Annotated in this window: 27 protein-coding genes; all 27 read left to right on the top strand. The window is 61.2% G+C overall.

Features of this window, described 5'->3' with window-relative positions:
- Position 1: 1 nt before the first annotated feature.
- On the top strand, positions 2-826 hold the full coding sequence (gene fliH, locus FQ192_RS01220; protein ID WP_149657026.1) for a flagellar assembly protein FliH: 825 nt from the start codon (positions 2-4) through the stop codon (positions 824-826).
- Positions 816-2,174, top strand: coding sequence for a flagellar protein export ATPase FliI (gene fliI, locus FQ192_RS01215; RefSeq protein WP_149657025.1), 1,359 nt, complete (start codon positions 816-818; stop codon positions 2,172-2,174). The genes fliH and fliI overlap by 11 nt, the downstream gene beginning before the upstream one ends.
- Before the next feature lie 6 nt (positions 2,175-2,180).
- Positions 2,181-2,630 (top strand): flagellar export protein FliJ, encoded by a 450-nt coding sequence (gene fliJ / locus FQ192_RS01210; RefSeq protein WP_133839137.1) that lies wholly within the window; start codon positions 2,181-2,183, stop codon positions 2,628-2,630.
- Positions 2,631-2,786: 156 nt separating this feature from the next.
- On the top strand, positions 2,787-3,092 hold the full coding sequence (locus FQ192_RS01205; protein ID WP_149657024.1) for an STAS domain-containing protein: 306 nt from the start codon (positions 2,787-2,789) through the stop codon (positions 3,090-3,092).
- Complete coding sequence (locus FQ192_RS01200) at positions 3,089-4,804, top strand: fused response regulator/phosphatase (protein WP_149657023.1); 1,716 nt, start codon at positions 3,089-3,091, stop codon at positions 4,802-4,804. Before FQ192_RS01205 ends, FQ192_RS01200 begins: the two co-directional genes overlap by 4 nt.
- A gap of 31 nt (positions 4,805-4,835) precedes the next feature.
- A complete protein-coding gene (locus FQ192_RS01195; RefSeq protein ID WP_149657022.1) occupies positions 4,836-5,183 on the top strand; it encodes an Hpt domain-containing protein in 348 nt (115 codons plus the stop codon).
- A gap of 105 nt (positions 5,184-5,288) precedes the next feature.
- Entirely contained in the window at positions 5,289-6,662 is a 1,374-nt protein-coding gene (locus FQ192_RS01190; RefSeq protein ID WP_149657021.1) for a flagellar hook-length control protein FliK, read from the top strand.
- A gap of 312 nt (positions 6,663-6,974) precedes the next feature.
- Entirely contained in the window at positions 6,975-7,481 is a 507-nt protein-coding gene (gene fliL, locus FQ192_RS01185) for a flagellar basal body-associated protein FliL (protein ID WP_149657020.1), read from the top strand.
- A gap of 9 nt (positions 7,482-7,490) precedes the next feature.
- Positions 7,491-8,459 (top strand): flagellar motor switch protein FliM, encoded by a 969-nt coding sequence (gene fliM / locus FQ192_RS01180; RefSeq protein ID WP_123409179.1) that lies wholly within the window; start codon positions 7,491-7,493, stop codon positions 8,457-8,459.
- A 63-nt stretch (positions 8,460-8,522) separates the two neighbouring features.
- On the top strand, positions 8,523-8,981 hold the full coding sequence (gene fliN, locus FQ192_RS01175) for a flagellar motor switch protein FliN (RefSeq protein ID WP_149657019.1): 459 nt from the start codon (positions 8,523-8,525) through the stop codon (positions 8,979-8,981).
- Positions 8,982-9,428 carry a flagellar biosynthetic protein FliO gene (gene fliO, locus FQ192_RS01170; protein WP_149657018.1) on the top strand — a complete coding sequence of 149 codons (447 nt, stop codon included), beginning with the start codon at positions 8,982-8,984 and terminating at the stop codon, positions 9,426-9,428.
- Positions 9,428-10,186, top strand: a complete 759-nt coding sequence (fliP, locus tag FQ192_RS01165; protein WP_149657017.1) for a flagellar type III secretion system pore protein FliP — start codon at positions 9,428-9,430, stop codon at positions 10,184-10,186. The genes fliO and fliP overlap by 1 nt, the downstream gene beginning before the upstream one ends.
- Positions 10,183-10,452: a flagellar biosynthesis protein FliQ gene (fliQ, locus tag FQ192_RS01160; RefSeq protein WP_123409175.1), complete on the top strand. Its 270-nt coding sequence runs from the start codon at positions 10,183-10,185 to the stop codon at positions 10,450-10,452. The genes fliP and fliQ overlap by 4 nt, the downstream gene beginning before the upstream one ends.
- Before the next feature lie 3 nt (positions 10,453-10,455).
- Entirely contained in the window at positions 10,456-11,238 is a 783-nt protein-coding gene (gene fliR / locus FQ192_RS01155; protein ID WP_149657016.1) for a flagellar biosynthetic protein FliR, read from the top strand.
- 3 nt (positions 11,239-11,241) lie between these two features.
- Positions 11,242-12,381 carry a flagellar biosynthesis protein FlhB gene (flhB, locus tag FQ192_RS01150; protein ID WP_149657015.1) on the top strand — a complete coding sequence of 380 codons (1,140 nt, stop codon included), beginning with the start codon at positions 11,242-11,244 and terminating at the stop codon, positions 12,379-12,381.
- Positions 12,382-12,548: 167 nt separating this feature from the next.
- The gene (gene flhA / locus FQ192_RS01145) at positions 12,549-14,678 is read left to right on the top strand and encodes a flagellar biosynthesis protein FlhA (protein WP_149657014.1); all 2,130 of its coding nucleotides are present in this window, start codon (positions 12,549-12,551) and stop codon (positions 14,676-14,678) included.
- An 11-nt stretch (positions 14,679-14,689) separates the two neighbouring features.
- A complete protein-coding gene (gene flhF, locus FQ192_RS01140; protein WP_149657013.1) occupies positions 14,690-16,024 on the top strand; it encodes a flagellar biosynthesis protein FlhF in 1,335 nt (444 codons plus the stop codon).
- A gap of 116 nt (positions 16,025-16,140) precedes the next feature.
- Positions 16,141-16,971: a flagellar synthesis regulator FleN gene (fleN, locus tag FQ192_RS01135; RefSeq protein ID WP_003222917.1), complete on the top strand. Its 831-nt coding sequence runs from the start codon at positions 16,141-16,143 to the stop codon at positions 16,969-16,971.
- Positions 16,968-17,708 (top strand): RNA polymerase sigma factor FliA, encoded by a 741-nt coding sequence (gene fliA, locus FQ192_RS01130; protein WP_085716996.1) that lies wholly within the window; start codon positions 16,968-16,970, stop codon positions 17,706-17,708. Before fleN ends, fliA begins: the two co-directional genes overlap by 4 nt.
- A gap of 168 nt (positions 17,709-17,876) precedes the next feature.
- Positions 17,877-18,248, top strand: a complete 372-nt coding sequence (locus FQ192_RS01125; protein WP_003183998.1) for a chemotaxis response regulator CheY — start codon at positions 17,877-17,879, stop codon at positions 18,246-18,248.
- A gap of 22 nt (positions 18,249-18,270) precedes the next feature.
- Positions 18,271-19,059, top strand: coding sequence for a protein phosphatase CheZ (locus FQ192_RS01120; RefSeq protein WP_149657012.1), 789 nt, complete (start codon positions 18,271-18,273; stop codon positions 19,057-19,059).
- Between the two features lie 38 nt (positions 19,060-19,097).
- On the top strand, positions 19,098-21,338 hold the full coding sequence (locus FQ192_RS01115; RefSeq protein WP_149657011.1) for a chemotaxis protein CheA: 2,241 nt from the start codon (positions 19,098-19,100) through the stop codon (positions 21,336-21,338).
- 49 nt (positions 21,339-21,387) lie between these two features.
- A complete protein-coding gene (locus FQ192_RS01110; RefSeq protein ID WP_149657010.1) occupies positions 21,388-22,521 on the top strand; it encodes a chemotaxis response regulator protein-glutamate methylesterase in 1,134 nt (377 codons plus the stop codon).
- Positions 22,521-23,261 (top strand): flagellar motor protein, encoded by a 741-nt coding sequence (locus FQ192_RS01105; protein WP_092271414.1) that lies wholly within the window; start codon positions 22,521-22,523, stop codon positions 23,259-23,261. The genes FQ192_RS01110 and FQ192_RS01105 overlap by 1 nt, the downstream gene beginning before the upstream one ends.
- A 12-nt stretch (positions 23,262-23,273) precedes the next feature.
- Positions 23,274-24,167, top strand: coding sequence for a flagellar motor protein MotD (gene motD / locus FQ192_RS01100; RefSeq protein ID WP_372242321.1), 894 nt, complete (start codon positions 23,274-23,276; stop codon positions 24,165-24,167).
- A gap of 43 nt (positions 24,168-24,210) precedes the next feature.
- On the top strand, positions 24,211-24,999 hold the full coding sequence (locus FQ192_RS01095) for a ParA family protein (protein WP_133839117.1): 789 nt from the start codon (positions 24,211-24,213) through the stop codon (positions 24,997-24,999).
- A gap of 118 nt (positions 25,000-25,117) precedes the next feature.
- Positions 25,118-26,005 (top strand): CheW domain-containing protein, encoded by an 888-nt coding sequence (locus FQ192_RS01090; RefSeq protein WP_149657008.1) that lies wholly within the window; start codon positions 25,118-25,120, stop codon positions 26,003-26,005.
- The last annotated feature ends 69 nt before the right edge of the window (positions 26,006-26,074 follow it).

Below are 26,074 nucleotides of genomic sequence, written 5' to 3'. Positions count from 1 at the left end.
TATGTCGTCCAAACATGATGAGTCCAACACCGACCTGATCCGTGGCAAGGAGGTCGGTGGTTTCGACGTCTGGTCGCTGCCCAGCTTCGACCCGCATGTGCCCGAGCCCGAGCCGGAACCCGAGCCCGAGCCGCCGGAAATGGAAGAAGTGCCGCTGGACGAAGTCCAGCCTCTGACCCTGGAAGAACTCGAAAGCATCCGTCAGGAGGCCTACAACGAAGGCTTCGCCACGGGTGAGAAAGAAGGTTTCCACAGCGCCACGCTCAAGGTTCGCCAGGAAGCCGAAGTGGCCCTGACCGCCAAGATTGCCGGCCTGGAACAGCTGATGGCCAACCTGTTCGAGCCCATCGCCGAGCAGGACACCCAGATCGAAAAGTCCCTGGTCGACCTCGTGCAGCACATCACCAAACAGGTGATTCAGCGCGAGCTCGCCATCGATTCCACGCACATCGAAAGCGTCATGCGCGAAGCCCTCAAACTGTTGCCGCTGGGCGTGGGCAATGTGCGGCTGTACATCAATCCCCAGGATTTCGAACAGGTCAAAGCCCTGCGCGAGCGCCATGAAGAAACCTGGCGCATCGTCGAAGACGAAGCCTTGTTGCCGGGCGGTTGCCGGGTCGAAACCGAGCACAGCCGCATCGACGCCACCGTCGAAACCCGCGTCACCCGGGTCATGGACAAGTTGTTCGATCAGTTGCATGAACAAGCGCTGCACCCGGCCGAGCCGGACATGAGCCTTGAACTGCCAATCGACGCCAAGCCTGAGCCCGCGCCGGAAGCGGAGCTGGAACTGCCGCCAGAACTGGACACCCCCGATGCGCCTTGATCGCACCAGTTTCGCCAAGCGCCTGGGCAGCTACGTCGAGGCCACGGAACTGGAAGGCGCGCCGATCCTTGAAGGTCGCTTGCTGCGCATGGTCGGCCTGACCCTGGAAGCCGAAGGCTTGCGCGCCGCCATGGGCAGCCGCTGCATGGTCATCAACGACAACAGTTATCACCCGGTACAGGTCGAAGCCGAAGTCATGGGCTTCTCCGGCAGCAAGGTGTTTCTGATGCCGGTGGGCAGCGTCGCTGGCATTGCCCCTGGCGCGCGGGTGGTGCCGATGGCCGATACCGGGCGTTTGCCGATGGGCATGAGCATGCTCGGTCGGGTGCTTGACGGCGCCGGTCGCGCACTCGACGGCAAGGGCGGGATGAAAGCCGAAGACTGGGTGCCGATGGATGGCCCGACCATCAACCCGCTCAAGCGCCACCCGATCAGCGAGCCGCTGGACGTGGGGATTCGCAGCATCAACGGTTTGTTGACGGTCGGTCGCGGTCAGCGTCTGGGCCTGTTCGCCGGTACCGGCGTCGGTAAGTCGGTGCTGCTGGGCATGATGACCCGGTTCACCGAGGCCGACATTATCGTGGTCGGGCTGATCGGTGAGCGGGGTCGTGAGGTTAAAGAGTTCATCGAGCACATCCTCGGTGAAGAAGGCCTCAAGCGCTCGGTGGTCGTGGCGTCCCCGGCGGACGATGCGCCGCTGATGCGTCTACGCGCGGCGATGTATTGCACGCGCATTGCCGAGTATTTCCGCGACAAGGGCAAGAATGTCCTGTTGCTCATGGATTCGTTGACCCGTTTCGCCCAGGCCCAGCGGGAAATCGCCCTGGCCATTGGCGAGCCGCCGGCGACCAAGGGGTATCCGCCGTCGGTGTTCGCCAAGTTGCCGAAACTGGTGGAACGGGCCGGTAACGCCGAGAAGGGCGGCGGTTCGATCACTGCGTTCTACACCGTATTGTCCGAAGGCGATGACCAGCAGGACCCGATCGCCGACGCCGCCCGAGGCGTGCTCGACGGCCACATCGTGCTGTCCCGGCGCCTGGCCGAGGAAGGGCATTACCCGGCCATCGACATCGAAGCGTCCATCAGCCGGGTCATGCCGTCGGTGGTCACGCCGGAACACATGATGCGCGCCCAGTATTTCAAGCAACTGTGGTCGCGGTATCAGCAGAGTCGCGACTTGATCAGCGTCGGCGCCTATGTGGCCGGTGGCGATCGGGAAACCGACCTGGCGATTTCCCTGCAACCGCAGTTGGTCCGCTACCTGCGCCAGGGCCTGAACGACAAAATCGGCCTGGGCGAAAGCGAATCCTACCTCGGTACGCTCTTCGCCCCTGCGGCCGGCGGTTAACCGGTCATGGCCCAGAGTCGCGCAGGGCGCCTGGCACCGGTGGTCGAAATGGCCGAAAAGGCCGAGAAGACCGCAGTCCAGCGCCTGGGCCACTTTCAGGGCCAGGTGCGCCTGGCCCAAAGCAAGCTCGACGACCTGGAAGCCTTCCGCCTCGATTACCAGGAACAATGGATCGTGCGCGGCAGCAGTGGCGTGTCCGGCCAATGGTTACTGGGTTATCAGGGCTTTCTGGCGCAACTGGGCACGGCCATCGATCAGCAGCGACAGAGTCTGGTCTGGCACCAGAACAACCTGAACAAGGCGCGTGATGCCTGGCAGCAGGCGTTTGCCCGGGTCGAAGGCTTGCGCAAACTGGTCCAGCGCTACATGGACGAGGCGCGCAAGCTCGAAGACCGGCGCGAGCAGAAGCTGCTGGATGAGTTGTCCCAGCGGTTGCCGCGTCAGGATCCGTATTAAGGCAGGTCTACCGCGTTATCGTTCATCGCGGGCAAGCCTTGCTCCTACAAGCGATAGCGATCTATCTGTCGCAACACAACTTCCCGCCTTGCCCCCACCCCCGCCAAGTGCTAAACCTTGTACACGCACGTTCACCAATGACAAGGAAGCCGTTAAATGTCAGTCGTTACAGAAGTCTCCCAAGATGGGCAAAAGCTGACGATTTCGATCAAGGGACGATTCGATTTTGCCAAGCATCAGGAATTTCGCGAGTCCTACGAAAATCTTCAGCCAAAACCCGAGTCCTTTGAGGTTGACCTGAAGGACGCCACCTACCTCGACAGTTCGGCGCTCGGCATGTTGTTGCTGTTGCGTGATCACGCCGGTGGCGAGAACGCCGAGATCAAGCTGACCCACGCCAATGCCGATGTGCGCAAGATCCTGGCTATCTCCAATTTCGAACAGATCTTCGACGTGGCATGAGCGCCGTGCAGTCGGTGTTCGAGCCGCTGACGATCCTGATCGCTGAAGACAGCGCGGCCGATTGCATGCTGCTGTCGAGTATCGTCCGGCGCCAGGGCCATCAGGTGCTGACGGCGGCCAATGGTGCCGAAGCGGTTGCCGCGTTCCGTGAGCAACGGCCGCAACTGGTGCTGATGGACGCCATGATGCCGGTGATGGACGGTTTCGAGGCGGCGCAGCAGATCAAGGCCCTGGCCGGGGAAACCCTGGTGCCGATCATCTTCCTGACGTCACTGACCGAAAGCGAAGCCTTGGCCCGTTGTCTGGAGGCCGGGGGCGACGACTTTCTGGCGAAGCCCTATAACCAGGTGATCCTCAGCGCCAAAATCAAGGCGATGGACCGCTTGCGGCGCTTGCAGGCCACGGTGCTTCAGCAGCGCGACCAGATTGCCCGGCACCACGAATACCTGCTTAACGAGCAGCGGGTGGCGAAGGCGGTGTTCGACAAGGTGGCCCACTCCGGCTGCCTGAATGCGCCGAATATCCGTTACCTGCAATCGCCTTACGCATTGTTCAACGGTGATCTGCTGCTGGCCGCGTTCACCCCGGCCGGCGACATGCATGTGTTGCTCGGCGACTTCACCGGTCATGGCTTGCCGGCCGCCGTCGGCGCCATGCCCCTGGCGGAAGTGTTCTACGGCATGACTGCAAAGGGCTACGGCTTGTCCGAAACCCTGCGCGAGATGAACGCCAAGCTCAAGCGCATCCTGCCGGTGGACATGTTCTGTTGCGCAACCCTGTTGTGCCTGAGCTTTCAGCGCCGTTCGGTGGAAGTCTGGAACGGCGGGATGCCGGACGGATATCTGCACAGCAATGCCACGGGCGAGCGCACGCCGCTGCGGGCGCGGCACCTGCCGTTGGGGGTGTTGAGCCCGACCACGTTTAACGATCGCACGGAAGTGTTTCCGATGGCGGTCGACGATCGGGTGTTCCTGTTGTCCGACGGGGTGATCGACACCTGCGATGTGAACGAGCAATTGTTTGGCGTGGAGCGGCTGGAGCAGGTGTTTGCCGCCAACCGTCGGCCGGATGCATTGTTCGCGGAGATCGAGCAGGCCCTGCGCGATTTCCGTGGCGAGGCCCGGGACGATGTGAGCATGGTCGAGGTCCGCCTGCTGGAATCGGCGCAACTGAGCCCGCCGGCGCTGGTGTATTCCGATAGTGGACAGTCGTGCCCGCTGGACTGGTCCGTGAGTTTCGAGTTTCGTGCCGCCACCCTCAAGCGCTTCAATCCGCTGCCCTATCTGTTGCAATTGTTGCTTGAAGTTCATGGCCTGCGGGCGCAAAGCGGCGCGTTGTACAGCGTGCTGGCCGAGCTGTATTCCAATGCCCTGGAGCACGGCGTGCTGGGGCTGGACTCCAGCCTCAAGCGTGATGCCTCGGGTTTTGCGCGCTATTATCAGGAGCGCAATTCCCGCCTCGACCAATTGCAGGACGGCTATGTGCGCTTGCATTTGCAGGTCACGCCAAAGGGCGAGGGCGGTTGCCTGTCGATTCGGGTCGACGACAGTGGCAAGGGTTTTGATGTGGCGCGGGTGATGGAGCGGCCGGTGGATGGCGTCGGTCTGTCGGGGCGCGGTGTCGGATTGATCCGTCAGTTGAGCCGCAAGGCGAGCTGGTCCGACGAAGGTCGTAGTGCGCACGTGGAGTTTTATTGGGAGGCTCTGGCATAATCCCGCGAATTCTTGATCAAGGAGTGAACAAGTGGCTGATACACATCTGGATCGCAACGTGCTGAACGCGTTGCAGGAGGTCATGGAGGACGAATATCCGACATTACTGGATACCTTCATCGCCGACTCCGAGGAGCGTCTACTCGTCCTGCGCAAGGCCGAGGATGCGGCGCAGCTCATGAATGCGGCCCATAGTTTCAAAGGTAGCAGCAGCAACATGGGCGCCGTCCGCCTGGCGGAACTGTGCAATGAGCTGGAACAGCGAGCCAAGCACCAGCGCCTCGCCGGCATTGAGAAACTGGTCGGCGAAATTGACGGCGAATTCGCCATCGTCCGTCCGCTCTATGAAGCCGAGCGTCAGCGTTCTTTAGCGCAGTAGCATGACCGTCCGGCGCATCAGGCGCCGGTTTTCCAAACCTGGCTCGACCTTTGCAATCATCTCACTCAACTGTACCTACGATCCCAGTGCAGCGGAGACCGCGTCATGCCCGTTACCCCCAATTTGCTTCTTCAGGCCGCTGCCAAGGCCAAGCCTCAAGCTGCCTCCGCCAATACCCCGGCGGTGACCGCTGAGCCTGGGGATAAGGCCTCCAGCTTCGCCAATGTCTTCGCCAAACAGGGCCAGAACAAGCCTGCCGCATTGGCTGATGCGCCGGTCAAACCGTCCCGGGATAAAACCCCGGACAACTCGGCGAAGAAAGACGTCAGCAACGACAAGTCTGCCGCCCCGCAGCCAGCGGTTGCCGATAGCGGCAAATCCTTGCCCGCCGACAAACCGGCGTCCGCCTCGACAGATGACAAGAGCGCCAGCGACAGCGACCCGGAGACGACCACTACGCCGGTGGCGGTCGATGCTCCGCCGGTCGACCCGACGCTGGACCCGGCCTTGATGCAAGCGGTGCAGCCAGTGGCGCCCGCACCCGCACCCGAAACCCCGCCAGCGGTAGCCACTGTGCAACCGCAAGTCGAGGCAGCGGTTGCTGCCGCCGTCACCGCCGCGCCGGTACAGGCCGCCGCGACCACCGACACCGATTTCGATCCAGAGGCCGACCCGCTCGACGCGCTGCCGGCCCTGCGCATGGCCATGGAACAGAGCGGTCACGTCTCCGCCTCCAGCCAATCCCAGGCCAAAGCGACACCGGCCCAGGCATCCGCCGAGGGTGAGCTGACTTCGGCGCAGAACTTTGCCGCCGGCATGGCGAGCATGCTCACTGTGCAATCCGACAAGGACAGTACCAGTCAGGGCGGCGAGAAGGCGTTCAGTGGCTTGCTCAATGAAGGGCTCAAGGACCTGACGTCCGCCAGCAGCGATACCCGCGTCGATGATTTCGCCAGTCGTCTGGCGGCATTGACCCAGGCTGCCACACCGAAAACCGCCAATGCACTGCCGGTCAATCAACCGATCGCCATGCATCAGAGTGGCTGGACCGAAGAAGTGGTCAACCGGGTCATGTACCTGTCCAGCGCCAATCTCAAGGCGGCCGACATTCAGTTGCAGCCCGCCGAACTGGGGCGCCTGGATATTCGGGTGAACATGGTGCCGGACCAGCAGACCCAAGTGACCTTCATGAGCGCTCACCCAAGTGTTCGCGAAGCGCTGGACGGGCAAATGCATCGCTTGCGCGACATGTTCGCGCAGCAGGGCATGGGCCAGGTCGATGTCAACGTGTCCGACCAGTCCCGTGGCTGGCAGGGCCAGGGCCAGGAGCAACAGGCTCAGCAAGGGCAGGGCGGGCGCACCAGCGCCAGCGGTGGCCGGGTTGATGCCATGGATGACGAGATCGTGCCGGCCGTCGCGGAAGTCGCGGCCAGCACCGCCAGCGTCATTGGCTCCAGTGCCGTCGACTATTACGCCTAGTCTCCTGCAGGAGCGAAGCTTGCCCGCGAACAAGACGCTGCGGTTTATCAGTTAAACCCCGTCATCGTTCTTCGCGGGCAAGCCTCGCTCCTACATGCCTGATCGTTCCCACGCTCTGCGTGGGAATGCAGCCTGGGGCGCTCCGCGTCCCTGCCGAAGCGGACGCGGAGCGTCCATTGAGGCATTCCCACGCGAAGCTTGGGAACGATCATTCACCCCTGCCTCAAATCCCCTCCCCGACACTTCTGGCATAACACTTGCTCTTGCCTTGCCGTGCGACTGTGAAAACTTGAATAGTGACGGATTATTGGCATGGCGAAGAGCGAAGCAGCAGCAGTGGTTAAAGACCCTGCAACCAAAGGCAAACTCAAGCTGATCATTGCGATCGTGCTGGCAGTGCTGCTGGCCATCGGCTTGTCCGTGGGGGCCACGTGGTACTTCATGCACAGCGCCCAAAGCAAACCTGTCGCGGCGGCTGAAACGGCCCCGCTGGGCAAGCAACCGGCAGTCTTCGAACCCATGGCGCCGGCCTTCGTCGCCAACTACAACCAGAACGGTCGCCAGCGCTACATGCAGGTGAGCATCACCATGCTCGGCCGCAACCAGGCGGATATGGAAGCGCTCAAAGTGCACATGCCGGTCATTCGCAATAACCTCGTCATGCTGTTCTCCGGTCAGGACTTCGCCACCCTCGCGACCCCGGTCGGCCAGGAAATGCTGCGCCAGAAGGCCACCGCCAGCGTCCAGGAAGTGGCGCAGAAAGAGCTGGGCAAAGTGGTGATCGAACAGTTGCTTTTCACTAATTTCGTACTGCAGTAGGAACACGACATGGCCGTGCAAGACCTGCTGTCCCAGGATGAGATCGATGCGCTGTTGCATGGCGTCGACGATGGTCTGGTACAGACCGATACCGCCGCCGAACCCGGCAGCGTCAAAAGTTACGACCTGACCAGCCAGGATCGGATCGTCCGCGGACGCATGCCGACCCTGGAAATGATCAACGAACGTTTCGCCCGCTACACCCGCATCAGCATGTTCAACATGCTGCGCCGCTCGGCGGACGTGGCCGTCGGTGGCGTGCAGGTGATGAAGTTCGGCGAATACGTGCACTCGCTGTACGTGCCGACCAGCCTCAACCTGGTCAAGATCAAGCCGTTGCGCGGCACCGCGCTGTTCATCCTCGACGCCAAACTGGTGTTCAAGCTGGTGGACAACTTCTTCGGCGGCGACGGCCGTCACGCGAAGATCGAAGGGCGTGAGTTCACCCCGACCGAGCTGCGTGTAGTACGCATGGTGCTGGAGCAGGCCTTCATCGATTTGAAGGAAGCCTGGCAGGCGATCATGGAAGTGAACTTCGAGTACATCAACTCGGAAGTGAACCCGGCCATGGCCAACATCGTCGGCCCGAGCGAAGCCATCGTGGTGTCGACTTTCCACATCGAACTCGATGGCGGTGGCGGCGACCTGCACGTGACCATGCCGTACTCGATGATCGAGCCGGTGCGCGAAATGCTCGACGCCGGTTTCCAGTCGGACCTCGACGATCAGGACGAACGCTGGGTCAACGCCCTGCGTCAGGACGTGCTGGACGTGGATGTGCCGATCGGTGCTACGGTGGCCCGTCGCCAACTGCGCCTGCGGGACATCCTGCACATGCAGCCGGGGGACATCATCCCGGTCGAGATGCCGGAAGAAATGATCATGCGCGCCAACGGCGTGCCTGCGTTCAAGGTCAAGATGGGCTCGCACAAAGGCAACCTCGCGTTGCAAGTGATCGAGCCGATCGAGCGCCGCTGACCGGCGCTCAATTCCCCCATTTAACACTGGCCGCTTCTAAGAGCTGCCCGCCGAGGACACATGATGAACGACGATATGAACGCCCAGGACGACCAGGCACTGGCTGATGAATGGGCCGCTGCCCTGGAAGAAACCGGTGATGCCGGCCAGGACGATATCGATGCGCTGCTGGCTGCCGATACCGGTAGCTCGGCGTCCAACCGTCTGCCGATGGAAGAATTCGGCAGCGTGCCGAAGAACAACGACCCGGTGACCCTGGACGGCCCGAACCTGGACGTCATCCTCGACATCCCGGTGTCGATTTCCATGGAAGTCGGCAGCACCGACATCAACATCCGCAACCTGCTGCAACTCAACCAGGGTTCGGTGATCGAACTTGATCGCCTGGCCGGTGAGCCGCTGGACGTGCTGGTCAACGGCACCCTCATCGCTCACGGCGAAGTGGTCGTGGTCAACGAGAAGTTCGGCATTCGCCTGACCGACGTGATCAGCCCTAGCGAACGCATCAAGAAGCTGCGCTAAGTGAACAAGGTCCTGGGGTTGATGCTGGCGCTGCCGGTCAGCGCTTTGGCTGCCGAACCGGTGGCCACGGCGGCTGCGGCGGCTGCACCGGTGGTCAACAGCGGCGTGGCCGGGCAATTGACGCAATTGGTGTTCGGCCTGTTGTTCGTGCTGGCGTTGATCTTTTTCCTCGCCTGGCTGTTGCGCCGGGTCCAGCAGGCCGGGCCGGCGGGCAAGGCGCAGGTGATCGATATCATCGGTTCCCGCGCGCTGGGTCCCCGTGATCGCCTGATGCTGGTACAGGTCGGCAACGAACAGATTCTGCTCGGCCTCAGCCCCGGCACCATCACGGCATTGCATGTGCTCAAGGAGCCGGTGCACGTGCCGAGCGCGAGTGAAAAAACGACCCCGGAGTTTGCCCAGCGCCTGATGGAACTGTTGGGCAAGGATCAGAAGGATAAGAAGTAATGGGTGCGCTACGCATCGTCTTGACGCTGGCCCTGATGCTGGCGGCGCCGCTGGTGTTCGCCGCCGATCCGCTGTCGATCCCGGCCATTACGCTGGGCACCAATGCCCAGGGTGCGCAGGAATACTCGGTCAGCCTGCAGATCTTGCTGATCATGACCGCGCTGAGCTTCATTCCAGCGTTCGTCATGCTGATGACCAGCTTCACCCGGATCATCATTGTCTTTTCGATCCTGCGCCAGGCCCTGGGCCTGCAGCAGACGCCGTCGAACCAGATCCTCACCGGCATGGCGCTGTTCCTGACCATGTTCATCATGGCGCCGGTGTTCGACCGGGTGAATAACGATGCCCTGCAACCGTACCTGGCGGAGAAACTCACCGCCCAGGACGCCGTGCTCAAGGCGCAAGTGCCGATCAAGGACTTCATGCTCGCCCAGACCCGCACCAGCGATCTGGAGCTGTTCATGCGCCTGTCCAAACGCACTGACATCGCCACGCCGGATCAGGCGCCGTTGACCATTCTGGTGCCGGCGTTCGTGACGTCTGAGCTGAAAACCGCCTTCCAGATCGGCTTCATGATCTTCATTCCGTTCCTGATCATCGACCTGGTCGTGGCCAGTGTGCTGATGGCGATGGGGATGATGATGCTGTCGCCGCTGATCATTTCCCTGCCGTTCAAGATCATGCTGTTTGTGCTGGTGGATGGCTGGGCGTTGATCATCGGCACGTTGGCCAGCAGCTTTGGAGGTGTTTCGCCATGACCCCGGAAGTCGCCGTAGACATCTTTCGGGACGCGCTCTGGCTGACCACCATGATGGTCGCGGTGCTGGTGATTCCGAGTCTGCTGGTGGGCCTTTTGGTGGCGATGTTCCAGGCGGCCACGCAGATCAACGAACAGACCTTGAGCTTCCTGCCGCGTCTGTTGGTGATGCTGGTAACGCTGATTGTGGCCGGCCCGTGGCTGGTACAGACCTTCATGGAATACATCCTGCGGCTGTACGGCAATATTCCTATGGTCATTGGCTAAACCATGTCGCTGCTGCAACTGACCGATACCCAGATCAGCACGTGGGTTGCGACGTTCATGTTGCCGCTGTTTCGCGTCGGCACCTTGCTGATGGTCATGCCGATTTTCGGGACGACCCTGGTGCCACGGCGGGTGCGGGCGTATTTCGCCCTGGCCATCACCGTCGTCATCACTCCGGCGTTGCCACCCATGCCGCCGGTCAATCCGCTTGACCTGAGTGGGCTGCTGCTGATCGGCGAGCAGATCGTCATCGGCGCCGTGATGGGGTTCTCCTTGCAGCTGTTCTTCCAGGCATTCGTCGTTGCCGGGCAGATTGTCGCGATCCAGATGGGCATGGGCTTTGCGTCCATGGTCGACCCTACCAACGGCGTGTCGGTGGCGGTGATCGGGCAGTTCTTCACCATGCTGGTGACGCTGCTGTTCCTGTCGATGAACGGCCACCTGGTGGTGTTCGAAGTCCTCACCGAAAGCTTCACCACGCTGCCGGTCGGCAGCGGGTTTATGGTCAATCATTTCTGGGAGCTGGCCGGCAAGCTCGGCTGGGTGCTGGGGGCCGCGCTGGTACTGGTCTTGCCGGCGGTCACCGCGTTGCTGGTGGTCAACATCGCGTTTGGTGTGATGACCCGGGCGGCGCCGCAACTGAACATCTTCTCCATTGGTTTTCCGCTGACCCTGGTCCTGGGGATGTTCATCCTCTGGGTCAGCCTGGGCGACATTCTCAATCAGTATCAACCGTTGGCCACCGAGGCCCTGCAGTTGTTACGTTCACTGGTACAGGCGCGCTGAGTCATGGCTGAGAGCGAAAGCGGTCAGGACAAGACAGAAGACCCCACGGAGAAAAAGAAAAAGGACTCCCGGGACAAGGGCGAGACGGCGCGCTCCAAAGAACTCAATACCTTGGCGATCATGTTGGTCGGCGCCAGTGCGTTGCTGATTTTCGGCGGTGCATTGGCCGAGGACATGATGGAATTGATGCGCATGAATTTCTCGTTGCCGCGCGAAGTCATCCTCGATCAGAAAGCCATGACCAACTACCTGCTGCACTCGGGGCAGATTGCCTTGTGGGCGATTCAGCCGATCATGATTTCCCTGGTGTTGGCGGCGCTTCTGGGCCCGATTTCCCTGGGGGGCTGGCTGTTCTCGGCCAGCAGCATGGCGCCGAAGTTCAGCCGGATGAACCCGCTCAGCGGCCTCAAGCGGATGTTTTCCACCAAGGCCCTGGTGGAACTGCTCAAGGCGTTTGCCAAATTCACCATCGTCCTGTTCGTGGCGCTGGCGGTGTTGTCATCGGACATCGATGACTTGCAGCGCATCGCCCATGAACCGTTGGAATCGGCGATCATCCACAGCATTCAAGTGGTGGGGTGGAGTACGTTGTGGATGGCCTGCGGGCTGATCATCATCGCCGCGGTCGACGTGCCGGTGCAGTTGTGGGAAAGCCACAAGAAACTGCTGATGACCAAGCAGGAAGTGCGCGATGAACACAAGGATTCGGACGGGCGACCGGAGGTCAAGCAGCGTATTCGTCAACTGCAACGCGAGATGTCCCAGCGCCGGATGATGGCGGCGATCCCCGATGCCGACGTGATCATCACCAACCCGACCCACTACGCCGTGGCCCTCAAATACGACCCGGACAAGGGTGGGGCGCCGATGTTGATTGCCAAGGGCAGCGACTTCCTGGCCTTGAAAATCCGCGAAATCGCCGTGGCCAACGAAGTGCTGCTACTCGAATCACCAGCCCTGGCGCGTTCGATCTACTACTCCACCGAACTCGACCAGGAAATCCCCGGCGGCCTGTACCTCGCCGTCGCCCAGGTCTTGGCCTACGTCTACCAGATCCGCCAGCACCGCGCTGGCAAGGGCAAACGCCCGGATCCGCTCAAGGACGACCTGCCGATTCCGCCGGATTTGCGCCGGGATTCCTGATAACGCCTCAATCCCTGCAAGCGGACTCGCCCCCACACGGATCGTTCCAACGCGCAGCGTAGGAACGATCATCCCCACCCCGGCAAAAGTTGGAAGGCTTCTTGCAGTAGCCGCTCTGCGTCTGCTTCAGGCGTCAAAAGTTTGCTTTAAAGGAACGGGGAAAACCGGTGGATCGCTCTCAGTTATTCAACAGTGCTCGCACAAACGTCGCCGACTTGAGTCGGGGCAATCTGGGTGTGCCGCTGTTGCTGCTGGTCATGCTGGCCATGATGATGTTGCCGGTGCCGCCGTTCCTGCTGGACGTGTTCTTCACGTTCAACATTGCCTTGTCGATTGTGGTGTTGCTGGTCTGCGTCTACGCCTTGCGGCCGCTGGATTTCGCGGTGTTCCCGACGATTTTGCTGGTGGCGACGCTGATGCGCCTGGCGCTGAACGTGGCCTCCACGCGGGTGGTGATGCTCCACGGTCAGGAAGGGCATGCCGCCGCCGGTAAGGTGATCCAGGCCTTCGGTGAGGTGGTGATCGGCGGTAACTACGTGGTCGGTATCGTGGTCTTCGCGATTTTGATGATCATCAACTTCGTCGTGGTGACCAAGGGTGCCGGGCGGATTTCCGAGGTGAGCGCACGTTTCACCCTCGACGCCATGCCCGGCAAACAAATGGCCATCGACGCCGACTTGAACGCCGGCCTGATCGATCAGAACCAGGCCAAACTGCGCCGCATGGAAGTTGCCCAGGAAGCCGAGTTCTACGGTTCCATGGACGGTGCCAGCAAGTTCGTGCGTGGTGACGCCATCGCCGGCCTGCTGATTCTGTTCATCAACCTGATCGGCGGCATGGCGGTCGGTATCTTCCAGCACGGCATGTCCTTCGGTGACGCCGGTCGGGTTTACGCGCTGTTGACCATCGGTGACGGTTTGGTGGCGCAATTGCCGTCACTGTTGTTATCGACAGCGGCCGCGATCATGGTGACCCGTGCTTCCGGCTCGGAAGACATGGGCAAGCAGATCGGTCGCCAGATGTTCGCCTCGCCCAAAGCGTTGGCCGTCGCGGCCGGTTTGATGGCGGTGATGGGCCTGGTGCCCGGCATGCCGCACTTCTCCTTTCTCAGCATGGCGGCCCTGGCGGCCGGCGGCGCGTACCTGTTCTGGAAGAAGCAGAACGTGGTCAAGGTCCAGGCCTTGCAAGAGGTCCAGCGTCAGCAAGAACTGCTGCCATCCCCGGCCCGCTCCCAGGAAACCAAGGAATTGGGCTGGGACGACGTGACCCCGATCGACATGATCGGCCTGGAAGTGGGCTACCGCCTGATTCCGCTGGTGGACCGCAACCAGGGTGGCCAGTTGCTCGCGCGGATCAAGGGTGTGCGCAAGAAGCTGTCCCAGGACCTGGGCTTCCTGATGCCGACTGTGCACATTCGTGACAACCTCGACCTGGCCCCAAGTGCCTACCGCCTGACGCTCATGGGCGTGATCCTCGCCGAAGCCGAGATTTACCCGGATCGCGAGCTGGCGATCAACCCAGGGCAGGTCTACGGCGCGCTCAACGGCATAACCGCCAAAGATCCGGCTTTTGGTCTGGAGGCGGTCTGGATCGAAATCAGCCAGCGCGCCCAGGCGCAGTCCCTCGGTTACACCGTGGTCGATGCCAGTACGGTAGTGGCAACCCACTTGAACCAGATTCTGTACAAGCACTCCAGTGAGCTGATCGGCCACGAAGAAGTGCAGCAACTCATGCAATTGCTGGCCAAAAGCTCGCCGAAACTGGCTGAAGAGCTGGTGCCGGGGGTGGTGTCGCTGTCGCAACTGCTCAAGGTCTTGCAGGCGTTGCTCGCCGAACAAGTGCCGGTTCGCGACATCCGCAGCATCGCCGAGGCCATCGCCAACAATGCCAGCAAGAGTCAAGATACTGCCGCGCTGGTGGCGGCGGTGCGCGTCGGCGTAAGCCGCGCAATCGTCCAAAGCATTGTAGGGACTGAGTCGGAGCTGCCAGTTATCACCTTGGAGCCAAGGTTGGAACAGATATTGCTCAATAGTCTTCAGAAGGCAGGACAAGGCTCGGAAGAGGGCGTTCTGCTGGAGCCAAGCATGGCAGAGAAGCTGCAACGTTCGTTGATCGATGCGGCACAGCGTCAAGAGATGCAAGGTCAGCCGGTGATTCTGCTGGTAGCCGGTCCGGTTCGCGCCATGTTGTCGCGTTTCGGCAGGCTGGCAGTCCCGGGTTTGCACGTGTTGGCGTATCAGGAAATCCCTGACAACAAGCAAGTGACCATCGTTGCGACAGTAGGGCCCAACGGCTGAGGTAGTGGTTTATGCAAGTTAAGCGTTTTTTCGCCGCCGATATGCGTCAGGCCATGAAACTGGTACGTGATGAGCTGGGCGCTGATGCGGCCATTATCGGCAACCGCCGGATCGCCGGTGGTGTCGAGCTGACGGCTGCCCTGGATTACAAATTGTCGGCGCTAGCCCCGCGCGTTCCAAACATGGAACTCGAGGATGAGCTGCGCAAGACCCAGTCGCGCATCGTCACCGCCCAGGCCGAACTGAGCCTGCGCGGCGAAGGCGAAACCGACGGTGACAAGACCACCAATCGCCAGTTGTTCGCCGGCCTGCCATTGACCGCTGCCGAGCCGCTGATCGAACCGACTTACGAACAGCCCCGTCGTGCCGCGCCAGCCCCGGCGCCCGTGTCCGGCGGTGTTGACCCACGGGCTTTCGATTCGATGCGTTTCGAACTCAACAGCCTGCGCGAATTGATGGAAGTGCAACTCGGCTCCCTGGCCTGGAATCAGCTGCAAGGCAGCCGTCCGGCCCAGGCCAACCTGTGGCGTCGCCTGCAACGCATCGGCTTGTCCGGCCCGTTGTCCCGCGACCTGCTGGCGCTGATTACCGATATTGAAGAGCCTCGTCAGGCCTGGCGCATGTTGCTGGCGCACCTGGCGCGGATGATCGCCACACCGGAAGTCGAGCCACTGGAAGAGGGCGGCGTGATTGCCATGGTCGGCCCTGCCGGCATGGGCAAGACCACCACCCTGGCCAAGCTCGCGGCCCGTTACGTGCTCAAGTACGGCGCGCAGAACATCGCGCTGGTGAGCATGGACAGCTACCGCATCGGCGCCCAGGAACAATTGAAGACGCTGGGCCGCATTCTGAATGTGTCGGTGACCCACGTCGATCCGGGCCAGTCCCTGGTGCAGGCGCTGGATCCGTTGCTGCGCAAACGCGTGATTCTGATCGATACCGCCGGCCTTCAGGCCAGCGATCCGGCCTTGCGCATGCAGCTCGAAAGCCTGGCCGGTCGCGGGATCAAATCGAAAAATTATCTGGTCCTGGCAACCACCAGCCAGAAACAGGTTCTAACCGCCGCTTATCACAGTTACAAGCGGTGTGGGCTGGCTGGCTGCATCCTGACTAAACTGGATGAAACGGCGAGTCTGGGCGAGGTGTTGAGCCTGGCCATCAGTCATGAATTGCCAGTGGCGTACCTCACCGATGGCCCGCGCATTCCAGATGATCTGCATCTGCCGCGGCGTCACCAGTTGGTCAGTCGCGCGGTGAGCGTGCAAATGCAGGAAGAACCCAGCGAGGAAGCCATGGCTGACATGTTCGCTGATATTTACCACAGCCCGACCAAGCAGGTTGGCTGAGGTACTAATGAACAGTTTTTGTACCTACATCGATGGTCTGCCATGCATTGTTCAGTTGATGAACGCGCAGCCAGTAATGTGGCCTCCGTCTATGCAAGACAAGGTAAAGAAATAACATGGGCAGCATGCATCCCGTACAGGTGATCGCGGTGACCGGCGGCAAAGGTGGCGTCGGGAAGACTAACGTGTCAGTGAACTTGTCCCTGGCTCTAGCAGAGCTTGGCCGACGCGTCATGCTGCTGGACGCCGATCTGGGTCTGGCGAACGTCGACGTTCTGCTGGGACTGACGCCCAAACGTACCCTGGCCGACGTGATCGAAGGCCGCTGCGAGCTGCGCGACGTTCTGTTGCAGGGCCCGGGCGGTATCCGTATCGTCCCGGCCGCGTCCGGCACCCAGAGCATGGTTCATCTGAGCCCGGCCCAGCATGCCGGCCTGATCCAGGCCTTCAGCGATATCGGCGATAACCTTGATGTATTGGTGATCGACACGGCTGCGGGTATTGGTGACTCGGTCGTCAGTTTTGTCCGCGCCGCGCAAGAAGTGTTGCTGGTGGTCTGCGACGAGCCGACCTCCATCACCGACGCCTACGCCCTGATCAAATTGCTCAACCGCGATTACGGCATGAACCGCTTCCGCGTCCTGGCCAACATGGCCCAGAGCCCGCAGGAAGGGCGCAACCTGTTCGCCAAGTTGACCAAGGTCACGGACCGCTTCCTCGACGTGGCCCTACAATACGTCGGCGCCGTGCCTTACGACGAAAGCGTGCGCAAGGCCGTGCAGAAGCAACGTGCCGTCTACGAAGCCTTCCCGCGCTCCAAGTGCGCCCTGGCGTTCAAGGCGATTGCACAGAAAGTCGACACCTGGCCGCTGCCGGCCAACCCGCGCGGGCACCTGGAATTTTTCGTCGAGCGCCTCGTGCAACAGACCGCAGGACCCGTCCTATGACAGCCAGTGGCTACAACCTCTACAAGAAGTCGGCACGTGATTCGCAATACGAGCTGATCGAGCGTTACGCGCCACTGGTCAAACGCATTGCTTACCACTTGCTGGCGCGTCTGCCGGCCAGTGTCCAGGTGGAAGACCTGATCCAGGCCGGGATGATTGGCCTGCTTGAAGTGTCAACCAAATACGACGCCAGCAAAGGCGCGAGTTTCGAAACGTACGCGGGCATTCGAATCCGTGGCGCGATGCTCGATGAAGTACGCAAGGGGGACTGGGCGCCACGTTCGGTCCACCGCAATACCCGCATGGTCAGCGACGCAATTCGCTCGATTGAAGCTAAAACCGGCCGTGATGCTAAAGATCACGAAGTTGCGGCCGAACTCCAATTGAGTCTCGACGATTATTACGGGATTTTGAACGATACCTTGGGCAGCCGCCTGTTCAGTTTCGACGATCTGTTGCAGGACGGCGAACACGAAGGGCTGCACGAGGATGGCGCCAGTGCTCATCTGGAGCCGTCGCGCGATCTGGAAGATGAACGCTTCCAGGCCGCCTTGGCGGACGCGATTGCCAATTTGCCGGAGCGTGAGCGACTGGTGTTGGCGCTGTACTACGACGAAGAGCTGAACCTCAAGGAAATCGGTGAGGTCCTGGGTGTCAGCGAATCCCGTGTCAGCCAGTTACACAGCCAGTGCGCGGCCCGTTTGCGGGGGCGTTTGGGGGAGTGGCGAGCGCGCTGAAGGCAGTGTGGGGACACTGCGAACGAGGCTGGTGTGGTGATGAACTGCAGCGGTCTCGATCTGTTGTGCTCCAGACAGTCATTTGAGTGCTTTGCCGGATTGAATGAAATGGCGCGTCCAGGTGCTGGGCGCGTTTAAGACTGCTTGGAGGTCGAATTGGACAAGAACATGAAAATCCTCATCGTTGATGACTTCTCAACGATGCGGCGGATCATTAAAAACCTGTTGCGTGACCTTGGGTTCACCAACACGGTCGAGGCTGACGATGGCACCACTGCCATTCCGGTGCTCAACAGCGGCAGCATCGACTTTCTGGTAACAGACTGGAACATGCCGGGCATGACCGGTATCGACCTGCTGCGCCACGTGCGCGCCGATGAAAAACTCAAGCACCTGCCAGTGCTGATGGTGACCGCTGAAGCCAAGCGCGAACAGATCATCGAAGCGGCCCAGGCCGGTGTTAACGGCTATGTGGTCAAACCCTTCACGGCCCAGGCGTTGAAAGAAAAAATCGAAAAGATTTTCGAACGCATCGGTTGAGTCACTGCGCCACGGGGTAGCTATGGACCACAACGAATCTTCACAGGGCGATTTTGAATCGACCCTGAAAAAACATGCCCGCGAACTGGTCGACAGCCTTGAAAAAGGCAAGTTTGGCGACGCTGTGCAACTGATTCATGAGCTCAACCAGACCCGTGACCGCGGCCTGTACCAGGAAGTTGGCAAGCTCACTCGCGAGCTGCATAGCGCGATCGTCAATTTCCAGATTGACCCGAACATGCCGCAAGCCGAGGAAGTCTCGCAGATCACGGACGCCACCGAGCGTCTGGGGTATGTGGTCAAGCTGACCGAGGCCGCTGCCAACCGCACCATGGACCTGGTGGAAAACGCCACGCCGCTGGTCAATGGCCTGAGCACTGAAGCCCAGGCATTGAGCGCCGACTGGGGACGCTTCATGCGTCGCGAAGTCGGGGCTGAAGAGTTCCGCGAGCTGGCCCGGCGGGTCGACGGTTTCCTGACGCGCAGCAGCGCGGACAATCGCACAGTGTCGAGCAACCTCAACGACATTCTGCTGGCCCAGGATTACCAGGACCTCACCGGTCAAGTGATCAAGCGCGTGACCCAATTGGTCACCGAAGTTGAAAGCAACCTGCTCAAGCTCGTGCTCATGGCCAGCCAGGTAGACCGCTTTGCGGGTATCGAACATGACCGTGAAGCGATGCTGGCTGAAAAAGATCCACAAAAACATCTCTCGCAGGGTGAAGGTCCGCAGATTCATGCCGATAAAAGAGAAGATGTTGTGTCCGGTCAGGACGATGTGGACGATTTGTTATCCAGTCTTGGATTTTAGGTTTTTTAGGTTTTTAGACCTTTAGGAGCACCCCCTTAATGAGCTTCGGCGCCGATGAAGAGATCCTTCAGGATTTCCTGGTTGAGGCCGGCGAGATTCTAGAGCAACTGTCCGAGCAGCTGGTCGAGCTGGAAAGCCGACCGGATGATGCGGACTTGCTCAATGCAATTTTTCGCGGTTTTCACACTGTAAAAGGGGGCGCCGGCTTCCTCCAGCTCAATGAGCTGGTGGAGTGCTGTCACATCGCCGAGAACGTGTTCGACATCCTGCGCAAGGGTGAACGACGCGTCGACTCGGAACTGATGGACGTGGTTCTTGAAGCGCTGGATGCGGTGAACGGCATGTTCACCGAAGTCCGCGAACGCAGCCCGATCACGGCTGCCACTCCGCAATTGCTGGAAGCCTTGGCCCGTCTGGCCGAGCCGCAATCGGCCGACGTCGCAGCCCCGGTTGCCGACGCGGTGGAAGAACCGGCCGCTGAAAGCGAGTCGGGCGACATCACCGATAACGAATTCGAACAACTGCTGGACTCGCTGAACGCCGTCAAGGCCCAGGCCGAAGCCCCGGCGCCTGTGCCTGCGCCGGCCGCATCGGCCAGCGACGAAATCACCGATGCCGAGTTCGAGTCGTTGCTCGATCAGTTGCACGGTAAAGGTCAGTTCGCGGTGGATGCCGTAGCCGCTCCGGCTGCACCGGCACCCAAGGCCCCGAAAGCGGCTGGCGACAGCTCGGACATCACCGACGACGAATTCGAAGCACTGCTCGATCAGTTGCACGGCAAGGGCAACTTTGCCGTCGATGCGCTGGAAACCGCCATTGCCTCGGCGCCAGCCCCGGCTGCGCCAACCGCTAAAGCGGCCGGCGGCGATCTGATCTCCGATCACGAGTTCGAATCGCTGCTCGACGAATTGCACGGCAAAGGCAAGTTCACTGAAGTCGGTACCGGCACTGTGGTGACGGCTCCCGTCGCCAAAGCCCCGGCACCGGCGCCGAAACCTGTCGCCAAAGCGCCCGAGCCTAAAGCCGAAGCGCCGAAACCGGCCGCCGCGGCTGCACCGGCTCCGGCCCGTGCCCCGTCCGCGCCGCCACCGGAAAAACCGGCCAGCGAAGCCGAGACCACCGTGCGGGTTGATACCGCGCGTCTCGACGAAATCATGAACATGGTGGGCGAACTGGTACTGGTGCGTAACCGCTTGGTCCGTCTGGGCCTCAACAGCGGCGACGAAGCCATGTCCAAGGCTGTGTCGAACCTCGACGTGGTCACGGCCGACCTGCAAACCGCGGTCATGAAGACCCGGATGCAACCGATCAAGAAGGTCTTCGGGCGCTTCCCGCGCCTGGTTCGCGACCTGGCTCGCCAGCTCAAGAAAGAGATCAACCTGGAGCTGGTCGGCGAAGAAACCGACCTCGACAAGAACCTCGTCGAGGCCCTGGCCGACCCGCTGGTCCACTTGGTGCGCAACTCGGTCGACCACGGTATCGAAGAGCCGGCCGAACGCGAAGCAATGGGCAAGCCGCGCAGCGGCAAGGTGATTCTGTCCGCCGAACAGGAAGGCGACCACATCCTGCTGTCCATCTCCGATGACGGCAAGGGCATGGACGCTGATGTCCTGCGCGGTATCGCAGTCAAGAAAGGCTTGATGGACAAGGATGCGGCGGACCGCCTCAGCGAGTCGGACTGCTTCAACCTGATTTTCGCACCGGGGTTCTCGACCAAAACCGAGATCTCCGATGTGTCAGGTCGTGGCGTGGGCATGGACGTGGTGAAAACCAAGATCGCCCAGCTCAACGGCACCATCAATATCTACTCGACCAAGGGCAAGGGCTCGAAGATCGTCATCAAGGTGCCACTGACCTTGGCGATCATGCCGACGCTGATGGTCATGCTCGGCAACCAGGCGTTTGCGTTCCCGCTGGTGAACGTCAACGAGATCTTCCACCTCGACCTGTCGCGCACCAACGTCGTCGACGGTCAGGAAGTGGTGATCGTGCGGGACAAGGCACTGCCCTTGTTCTACCTCAAGCGCTGGCTGGTCAGCTCCGCCGCTCATGAAGAGCAGCGCGAGGGCCATGTGGTGATCCTTTCGGTGGGCACCCAGCGGATCGGCTTTGTCGTCGATCAACTGGTGGGCCAGGAAGAAGTGGTCATCAAGCCATTGGGCAAAATGCTCCAGGGAACCCCGGGCATGTCCGGCGCCACCATCACTGGTGACGGCCGCATTGCGCTGATTCTCGATGTCCCGAGCATGCTCAAGCGTTACGCCGCACGGCGTATTTGATTCTGCCGCAGCGGGGCGACAACGCCCCGCTGCGTCTAACGGAGTGTTTATGGTAGTCAAAGTCCTGGTGGTGGACGATTCGGGGTTTTTCCGCCGCCGCGTCTCGGAAATTCTTTCAGCGGATCCGAACATCCAGGTTGTCGGTACGGCAACCAACGGAAAAGAGGCGATCGATCAGGCGCTGGCCCTCAAGCCAGACGTGATCACCATGGACTACGAGATGCCGATGATGGATGGCATCACGGCGGTGCGGCACATCATGCAGCGCTGCCCGACCCCGGTCTTGATGTTCTCCTCACTGACGCACGAAGGCGCCCGGGTCACTCTGGATGCGCTGGATGCCGGTGCGGTGGATTTCCTGCCGAAGAATTTCGAAGACATCTCCCGTAACCCGGAGAAGGTCAAGCAACTGCTGTGCGAAAAGATCCTGAGCATCTCGCGCAGTAACCGTCGCGCCAATACCTACACGGCGCCGGCTCCGGTGGCAGCACCTGCACCGACGCCTGCGCCTTCGAGCGTCAGCAGCTATGGCAGCAGCGCGCCTGCGCGTCCGGCACCGGCACCGTTGCCGACCCGTGCGCCAGCGTCTGCCGGCCCATCGTCGCCCGCGCCAAAACGCAAAGCCTACAAACTGGTGGCCATCGGTACGTCCACCGGCGGGCCGGTTGCGCTGCAGCGGGTGTTGACCCAATTGCCGGCCAACTTCCCGGCGCCGATTGTGTTGATCCAGCACATGCCGGCGGCCTTCACCAAGGCCTTCGCCGAGCGTTTGGACAAGCTGTGCCGCATCAACGTCAAGGAAGCCGAGGATGGCGACATCCTGCGTCCGGGCCTGGCGCTGCTGGCACCGGGTGGCAAGCAAATGATGATCGATGGCCGTGGGGCGGTGAAAATCCTGCCGGGCGACGAGCGTCTGAACTACAAGCCGTGCGTGGACATCACCTTCGGGTCGGCGGCCAAATCCTACGGTGACAAAGTTCTGGCGGTCGTGCTGACCGGCATGGGCGCCGACGGTCGCGAAGGCGCGCGTCTGCTCAAGCAGGGCGGCAGTGCGATCTGGGCCCAGGATGAAGCCAGCTGCGTGATCTACGGCATGCCGATGGCCATCGTCAAAGCCGATCTCGCCGATGCGATTTACAGCCTCGACGACATTGGCAAACATTTGGTTGAGGCCTGTATCTGATGGATGTACTGAGCCTTATCGGGATCATCATGGCGTTCGTCGCCATCATCGGCGGCAACTACCTTGAAGGCGGTCACCTCGGCGCTCTGGCCAACGGCCCGGCGGCGTTGATCGTCATTGGTGGGACCGTCGGTGCGGCGCTGTTGCAATCGCCGATGAGCGCGTTCAAGCGCTCCATGCAGATCCTTGCCTGGATTCTGTTTCCGCCTCGGGTGGATCTGGCCGGTGGTATCGATCGTGTTGTGAATTGGAGCCTCACCGCGCGCAAGGAAGGTTTGCTCGGTCTGGAAGGGGTGGCTGACGCCGAGCCGGACAACTACTCGCGCAAAGGCCTGCAACTGCTGGTCGATGGCGCCGAGCCGGAAGCGATTCGCAGCATCCTGGAAGTGGATTTCTACACCCAGGAAAGCCGCGACATCGAAGCCGCCAAAGTCTTCGAAAGCATGGGCGGCTACGCGCCGACCATCGGCATCATCGGTGCGGTGATGGGCCTGATCCACGTCATGGGCAACCTCGCCGATCCGTCGCAACTGGGCAGCGGGATTGCCGTTGCGTTCGTCGCGACCATCTACGGCGTGGCCAGTGCCAACCTGGTGTTGCTGCCGGTAGCGGCCAAGCTCAAGTCCATCGCGTTGCGTCAGTCGCGTTATCGCGAAATGTTGTTGGAAGGGATTCTGTCGATCGCCGAAGGTGAAAACCCTCGCTCTATTGAGCTGAAGCTTCAGGGCTTCATGGATTGATGGGGGTAATGGATTATGGCTCGTCGCCGGCAACCTGAAGAACACGTCAATCACGAACGCTGGTTGGTGTCCTATGCGGACTTCATTACCCTGCTGTTTGCGTTCTTCGTGGTCATGTACTCGATCTCTTCGATCAACGAAGGCAAGTACAAGGTCATCTCGGAAGCGTTGATCGGCGTGTTCACCGACTCGGACCGTGCCCTCAAGCCGATCCCGATCGGCGAAGAACGCCCGGTGACCGTGACCCCGGCCAAGCCGCTGGTCAAGGATGCCGAGCAGGTTGACGCCGGCATCTCCGGTGCCAGCGATCCGCTGAAAAGCATTGCCGACGACATCAGCGCCGCGTTCGGCGACCTGATCAGCTCCAACCAGATGACCATTCGCGGCAACGAGTTGTGGGTCGAGATTGAACTCAATTCCAGCCTGTTGTTCGGCAGCGGCGACGCCATGCCCAGCGACATGGCCTTCAACATCATCGACAAGGTCGCGGCGATCCTCAAACCGTTCGACAACCCGATCCACGTCGAAGGCTTTACCGACGATCAGCCGATCCGCACCGCGCAGTACCCGACCAACTGGGAACTGTCCTCGGCCCGTTCGGCGAGCATCGTTCGCATGCTGGCGATGCAGGGTGTAAACCCCGGTCGCCTGGCGTCGGTGGGCTACGGTGAATTCCAGCCCGTGGCCAACAACGCCACCGCCGAAGGCCGTGCACGCAACCGTCGGGTGGTGCTGGTGGTTTCGCGCAATCTCGATGTCCGTCGCAGTCTCACGGGCACCGGAACCGCTAATGCGAAACCGGACGCCGCATTGAAGCGGGCTGGCACACAAACTGCACCGACCCCGGTCAAGTCGCCGGTACGAGAGAGCGCCGTCAATTCTCCGTCACCCGCATTAATACGTTGAGCTATTTCTCGGTCGACCTGATCGACCGGGAGGAACAATCCGAATGAGAGTCTGGGCAGTTGCCAATCAAAAGGGTGGTGTTGGTAAAACCACTTCCTCTATCGCTTTAGCCGGGTTGCTGGCCGAGGCGGGCAAGCGCGTGGTCATCGTCGATCTTGACCCGCATGGCTCGATGACCAGCTATTTCGGCTATGACCCCGACACCCTGGAGCACAGCTGCTACGACCTGTTCCTGCACAAGGGCAGCGTGCCCCAAGGCTTGCCCGGTCAGCTGTTGATGCCCACCAGTCACGAGAATATTTCCCTGTTGCCGTCGAGCACCGCGCTGGCGACCCTTGAGCGTCAGTCGCCGGGCCAGAGTGGCCTGGGCCTGGTGATCGCCAAGAGTCTGGCGCAATTGTGGCAAGACTTCGATTACGCGGTGATCGACAGCCCGCCGTTGCTCGGTGTGTTGATGGTCAACGCCCTGGCCGCGAGCCAGCAGTTGGTGATCCCGGTGCAGACCGAACACCTGGCCGTCAAAGGCCTGGAACGCATGGTCAACACCCTGGCGATGATCAACCGCTCGCGCAAACAGGCGTTGCCGTTCAGCATCGTCCCGACCTTGTTCGACCGCCGGACCCAGGCCTCCCTCGGGACCCTGCGGGTGTTGCGCGACAAGTACCCGGAAGAAATCTGGCAAGGCTACATCCCGGTGGACACCCGCATGCGCGACGCGAGTCGGGCCGGTGTCACGCCTTCGCAGTTCGACGGCAAGAGCCGTGGCGTGCTCGCCTATCGGGCGCTGCTCAAGCACCTGCTGGCCGCACAACTCGTCCCGGCGGTGGCCTGATGAACCCAATTTCTGTAGGAGCGAGGCTTGCCCGCGAAGGCAGCACCACGGTCTCCACAGTTAAACCGCGTTATCGTTCTTCGCGGGCAAGCCTCGCTCCTACAGGGCGGTGTCGCGCATGAATAGGCCGGTGAAGGTCACTTCGCGTCCGCAACTGGCGCTCCAGTCTTATCTGGACAGCTTGCTGATGGAGGCGACGGAAGAGTTGCCGCCGGAAGTCGAGGCGGTGGCTGAAGTCATTGAAGTTGTCGAAGCGGTCGAGGTTGAGGCGGCGCTGGATGAGTTCCAGTTGGCGGTGCTCGAAGAACAGGCCCGTGATGCGCGCCCAACGGCTGCCGTCGCCGCGCCAGTGGTTGCGCCAGTTGTTGAGCAAGCACCCGTCAAGGTGATCGAAGCCCCGGCCCCGATCCTGGCGCCCGTCTCGACCATCGCGCCGCTGCTGCAAGCCTTGGTACCACCTGTCGTTGAAGTGCACCTGCCGCCAAGCAACACGCCGCCACCGGTGGAAACCGATGGCCGTCCGTCCTGGGCCGCCGAGCCGTTTGAATGCCTGTTGTTCGACGTCGCGGGGCTGACCCTGGCGGTGCCGTTGGTGTGCCTGGGTTCGATTTATTCCTTGACCGGCCACGAACTGACGCCGCTGTTCGGTCAGCCGGAATGGTTCCTCGGGATCCTGCCGAGCCAGGCCGGCAACCTCAAAGTGCTGGATACCGCGCGCTGGGTCATGCCGGACCGCTATCGCGATGACTTCCGCCAGGGCCTGCAATACGTTATTTCGGTGCAGGGCTACGAGTGGGGGCTGGCGGTGCATCAGGTCAGCCGTTCGTTGCGCCTGGACCCGAACGAAATCAAATGGAGAAGTCACCGAGGTCAGCGGCCATGGCTCGCCGGCACGGTGATTGAGCACATGTGTGCGTTGCTGGACGTTTCCGCCCTGGCCGAGTTGATCGCCAGCGGTGGGGCAAAACACATGAGCGGCAGCAAGCCGCTACACAAATCGACATAGCAGCCGACATAACAAGTAAGCGACGGCATTGTTGAATGCCGCCACACAGAACACACACCGCCAAGCGCG

This window comes from Pseudomonas sp. ANT_J12, from assembly GCF_008370045.1.
Lineage (GTDB): Bacteria > Pseudomonadota > Gammaproteobacteria > Pseudomonadales > Pseudomonadaceae > Aquipseudomonas.
The sequence above is the reverse complement of the archived record's forward strand: the minus strand, read 5'-3'. Positions and strand labels throughout refer to the sequence as shown.

Excerpts from the sequence above, each read along its gene's own strand:
- fliL (WP_149657020.1), top strand. The coding sequence starts at position 6,975 with ATGGCGAAGAGCGAAGCAGCAGCAGTGGTTAAAGACCCTGCAACCAAA.
- FQ192_RS01115 (WP_149657011.1), top strand. The coding sequence starts at position 19,098 with ATGAGCTTCGGCGCCGATGAAGAGATCCTTCAGGATTTCCTGGTTGAG.
- FQ192_RS01090 (WP_149657008.1), top strand. The coding sequence starts at position 25,118 with ATGAATAGGCCGGTGAAGGTCACTTCGCGTCCGCAACTGGCGCTCCAG.
- fliA (WP_085716996.1), top strand. The coding sequence starts at position 16,968 with ATGACAGCCAGTGGCTACAACCTCTACAAGAAGTCGGCACGTGATTCG.
- fliM (WP_123409179.1), top strand. The coding sequence starts at position 7,491 with ATGGCCGTGCAAGACCTGCTGTCCCAGGATGAGATCGATGCGCTGTTG.
- FQ192_RS01205 (WP_149657024.1), top strand. The coding sequence starts at position 2,787 with ATGTCAGTCGTTACAGAAGTCTCCCAAGATGGGCAAAAGCTGACGATT.
- FQ192_RS01120 (WP_149657012.1), top strand. The coding sequence starts at position 18,271 with ATGGACCACAACGAATCTTCACAGGGCGATTTTGAATCGACCCTGAAA.
- FQ192_RS01095 (WP_133839117.1), top strand. The coding sequence starts at position 24,211 with ATGAGAGTCTGGGCAGTTGCCAATCAAAAGGGTGGTGTTGGTAAAACC.
- fliI (WP_149657025.1), top strand. The coding sequence starts at position 816 with ATGCGCCTTGATCGCACCAGTTTCGCCAAGCGCCTGGGCAGCTACGTC.
- fleN (WP_003222917.1), top strand. The coding sequence starts at position 16,141 with ATGGGCAGCATGCATCCCGTACAGGTGATCGCGGTGACCGGCGGCAAA.
- FQ192_RS01200 (WP_149657023.1), top strand. The coding sequence starts at position 3,089 with ATGAGCGCCGTGCAGTCGGTGTTCGAGCCGCTGACGATCCTGATCGCT.
- fliQ (WP_123409175.1), top strand. The coding sequence starts at position 10,183 with ATGACCCCGGAAGTCGCCGTAGACATCTTTCGGGACGCGCTCTGGCTG.
- fliH (WP_149657026.1), top strand. The coding sequence starts at position 2 with ATGTCGTCCAAACATGATGAGTCCAACACCGACCTGATCCGTGGCAAG.
- FQ192_RS01105 (WP_092271414.1), top strand. The coding sequence starts at position 22,521 with ATGGATGTACTGAGCCTTATCGGGATCATCATGGCGTTCGTCGCCATC.
- fliR (WP_149657016.1), top strand. The coding sequence starts at position 10,456 with ATGTCGCTGCTGCAACTGACCGATACCCAGATCAGCACGTGGGTTGCG.
- FQ192_RS01110 (WP_149657010.1), top strand. The coding sequence starts at position 21,388 with ATGGTAGTCAAAGTCCTGGTGGTGGACGATTCGGGGTTTTTCCGCCGC.
- FQ192_RS01125 (WP_003183998.1), top strand. The coding sequence starts at position 17,877 with ATGAAAATCCTCATCGTTGATGACTTCTCAACGATGCGGCGGATCATT.
- fliN (WP_149657019.1), top strand. The coding sequence starts at position 8,523 with ATGAACGACGATATGAACGCCCAGGACGACCAGGCACTGGCTGATGAA.
- flhF (WP_149657013.1), top strand. The coding sequence starts at position 14,690 with ATGCAAGTTAAGCGTTTTTTCGCCGCCGATATGCGTCAGGCCATGAAA.
- FQ192_RS01190 (WP_149657021.1), top strand. The coding sequence starts at position 5,289 with ATGCCCGTTACCCCCAATTTGCTTCTTCAGGCCGCTGCCAAGGCCAAG.
- fliP (WP_149657017.1), top strand. The coding sequence starts at position 9,428 with ATGGGTGCGCTACGCATCGTCTTGACGCTGGCCCTGATGCTGGCGGCG.
- flhB (WP_149657015.1), top strand. The coding sequence starts at position 11,242 with ATGGCTGAGAGCGAAAGCGGTCAGGACAAGACAGAAGACCCCACGGAG.
- fliJ (WP_133839137.1), top strand. The coding sequence starts at position 2,181 with ATGGCCCAGAGTCGCGCAGGGCGCCTGGCACCGGTGGTCGAAATGGCC.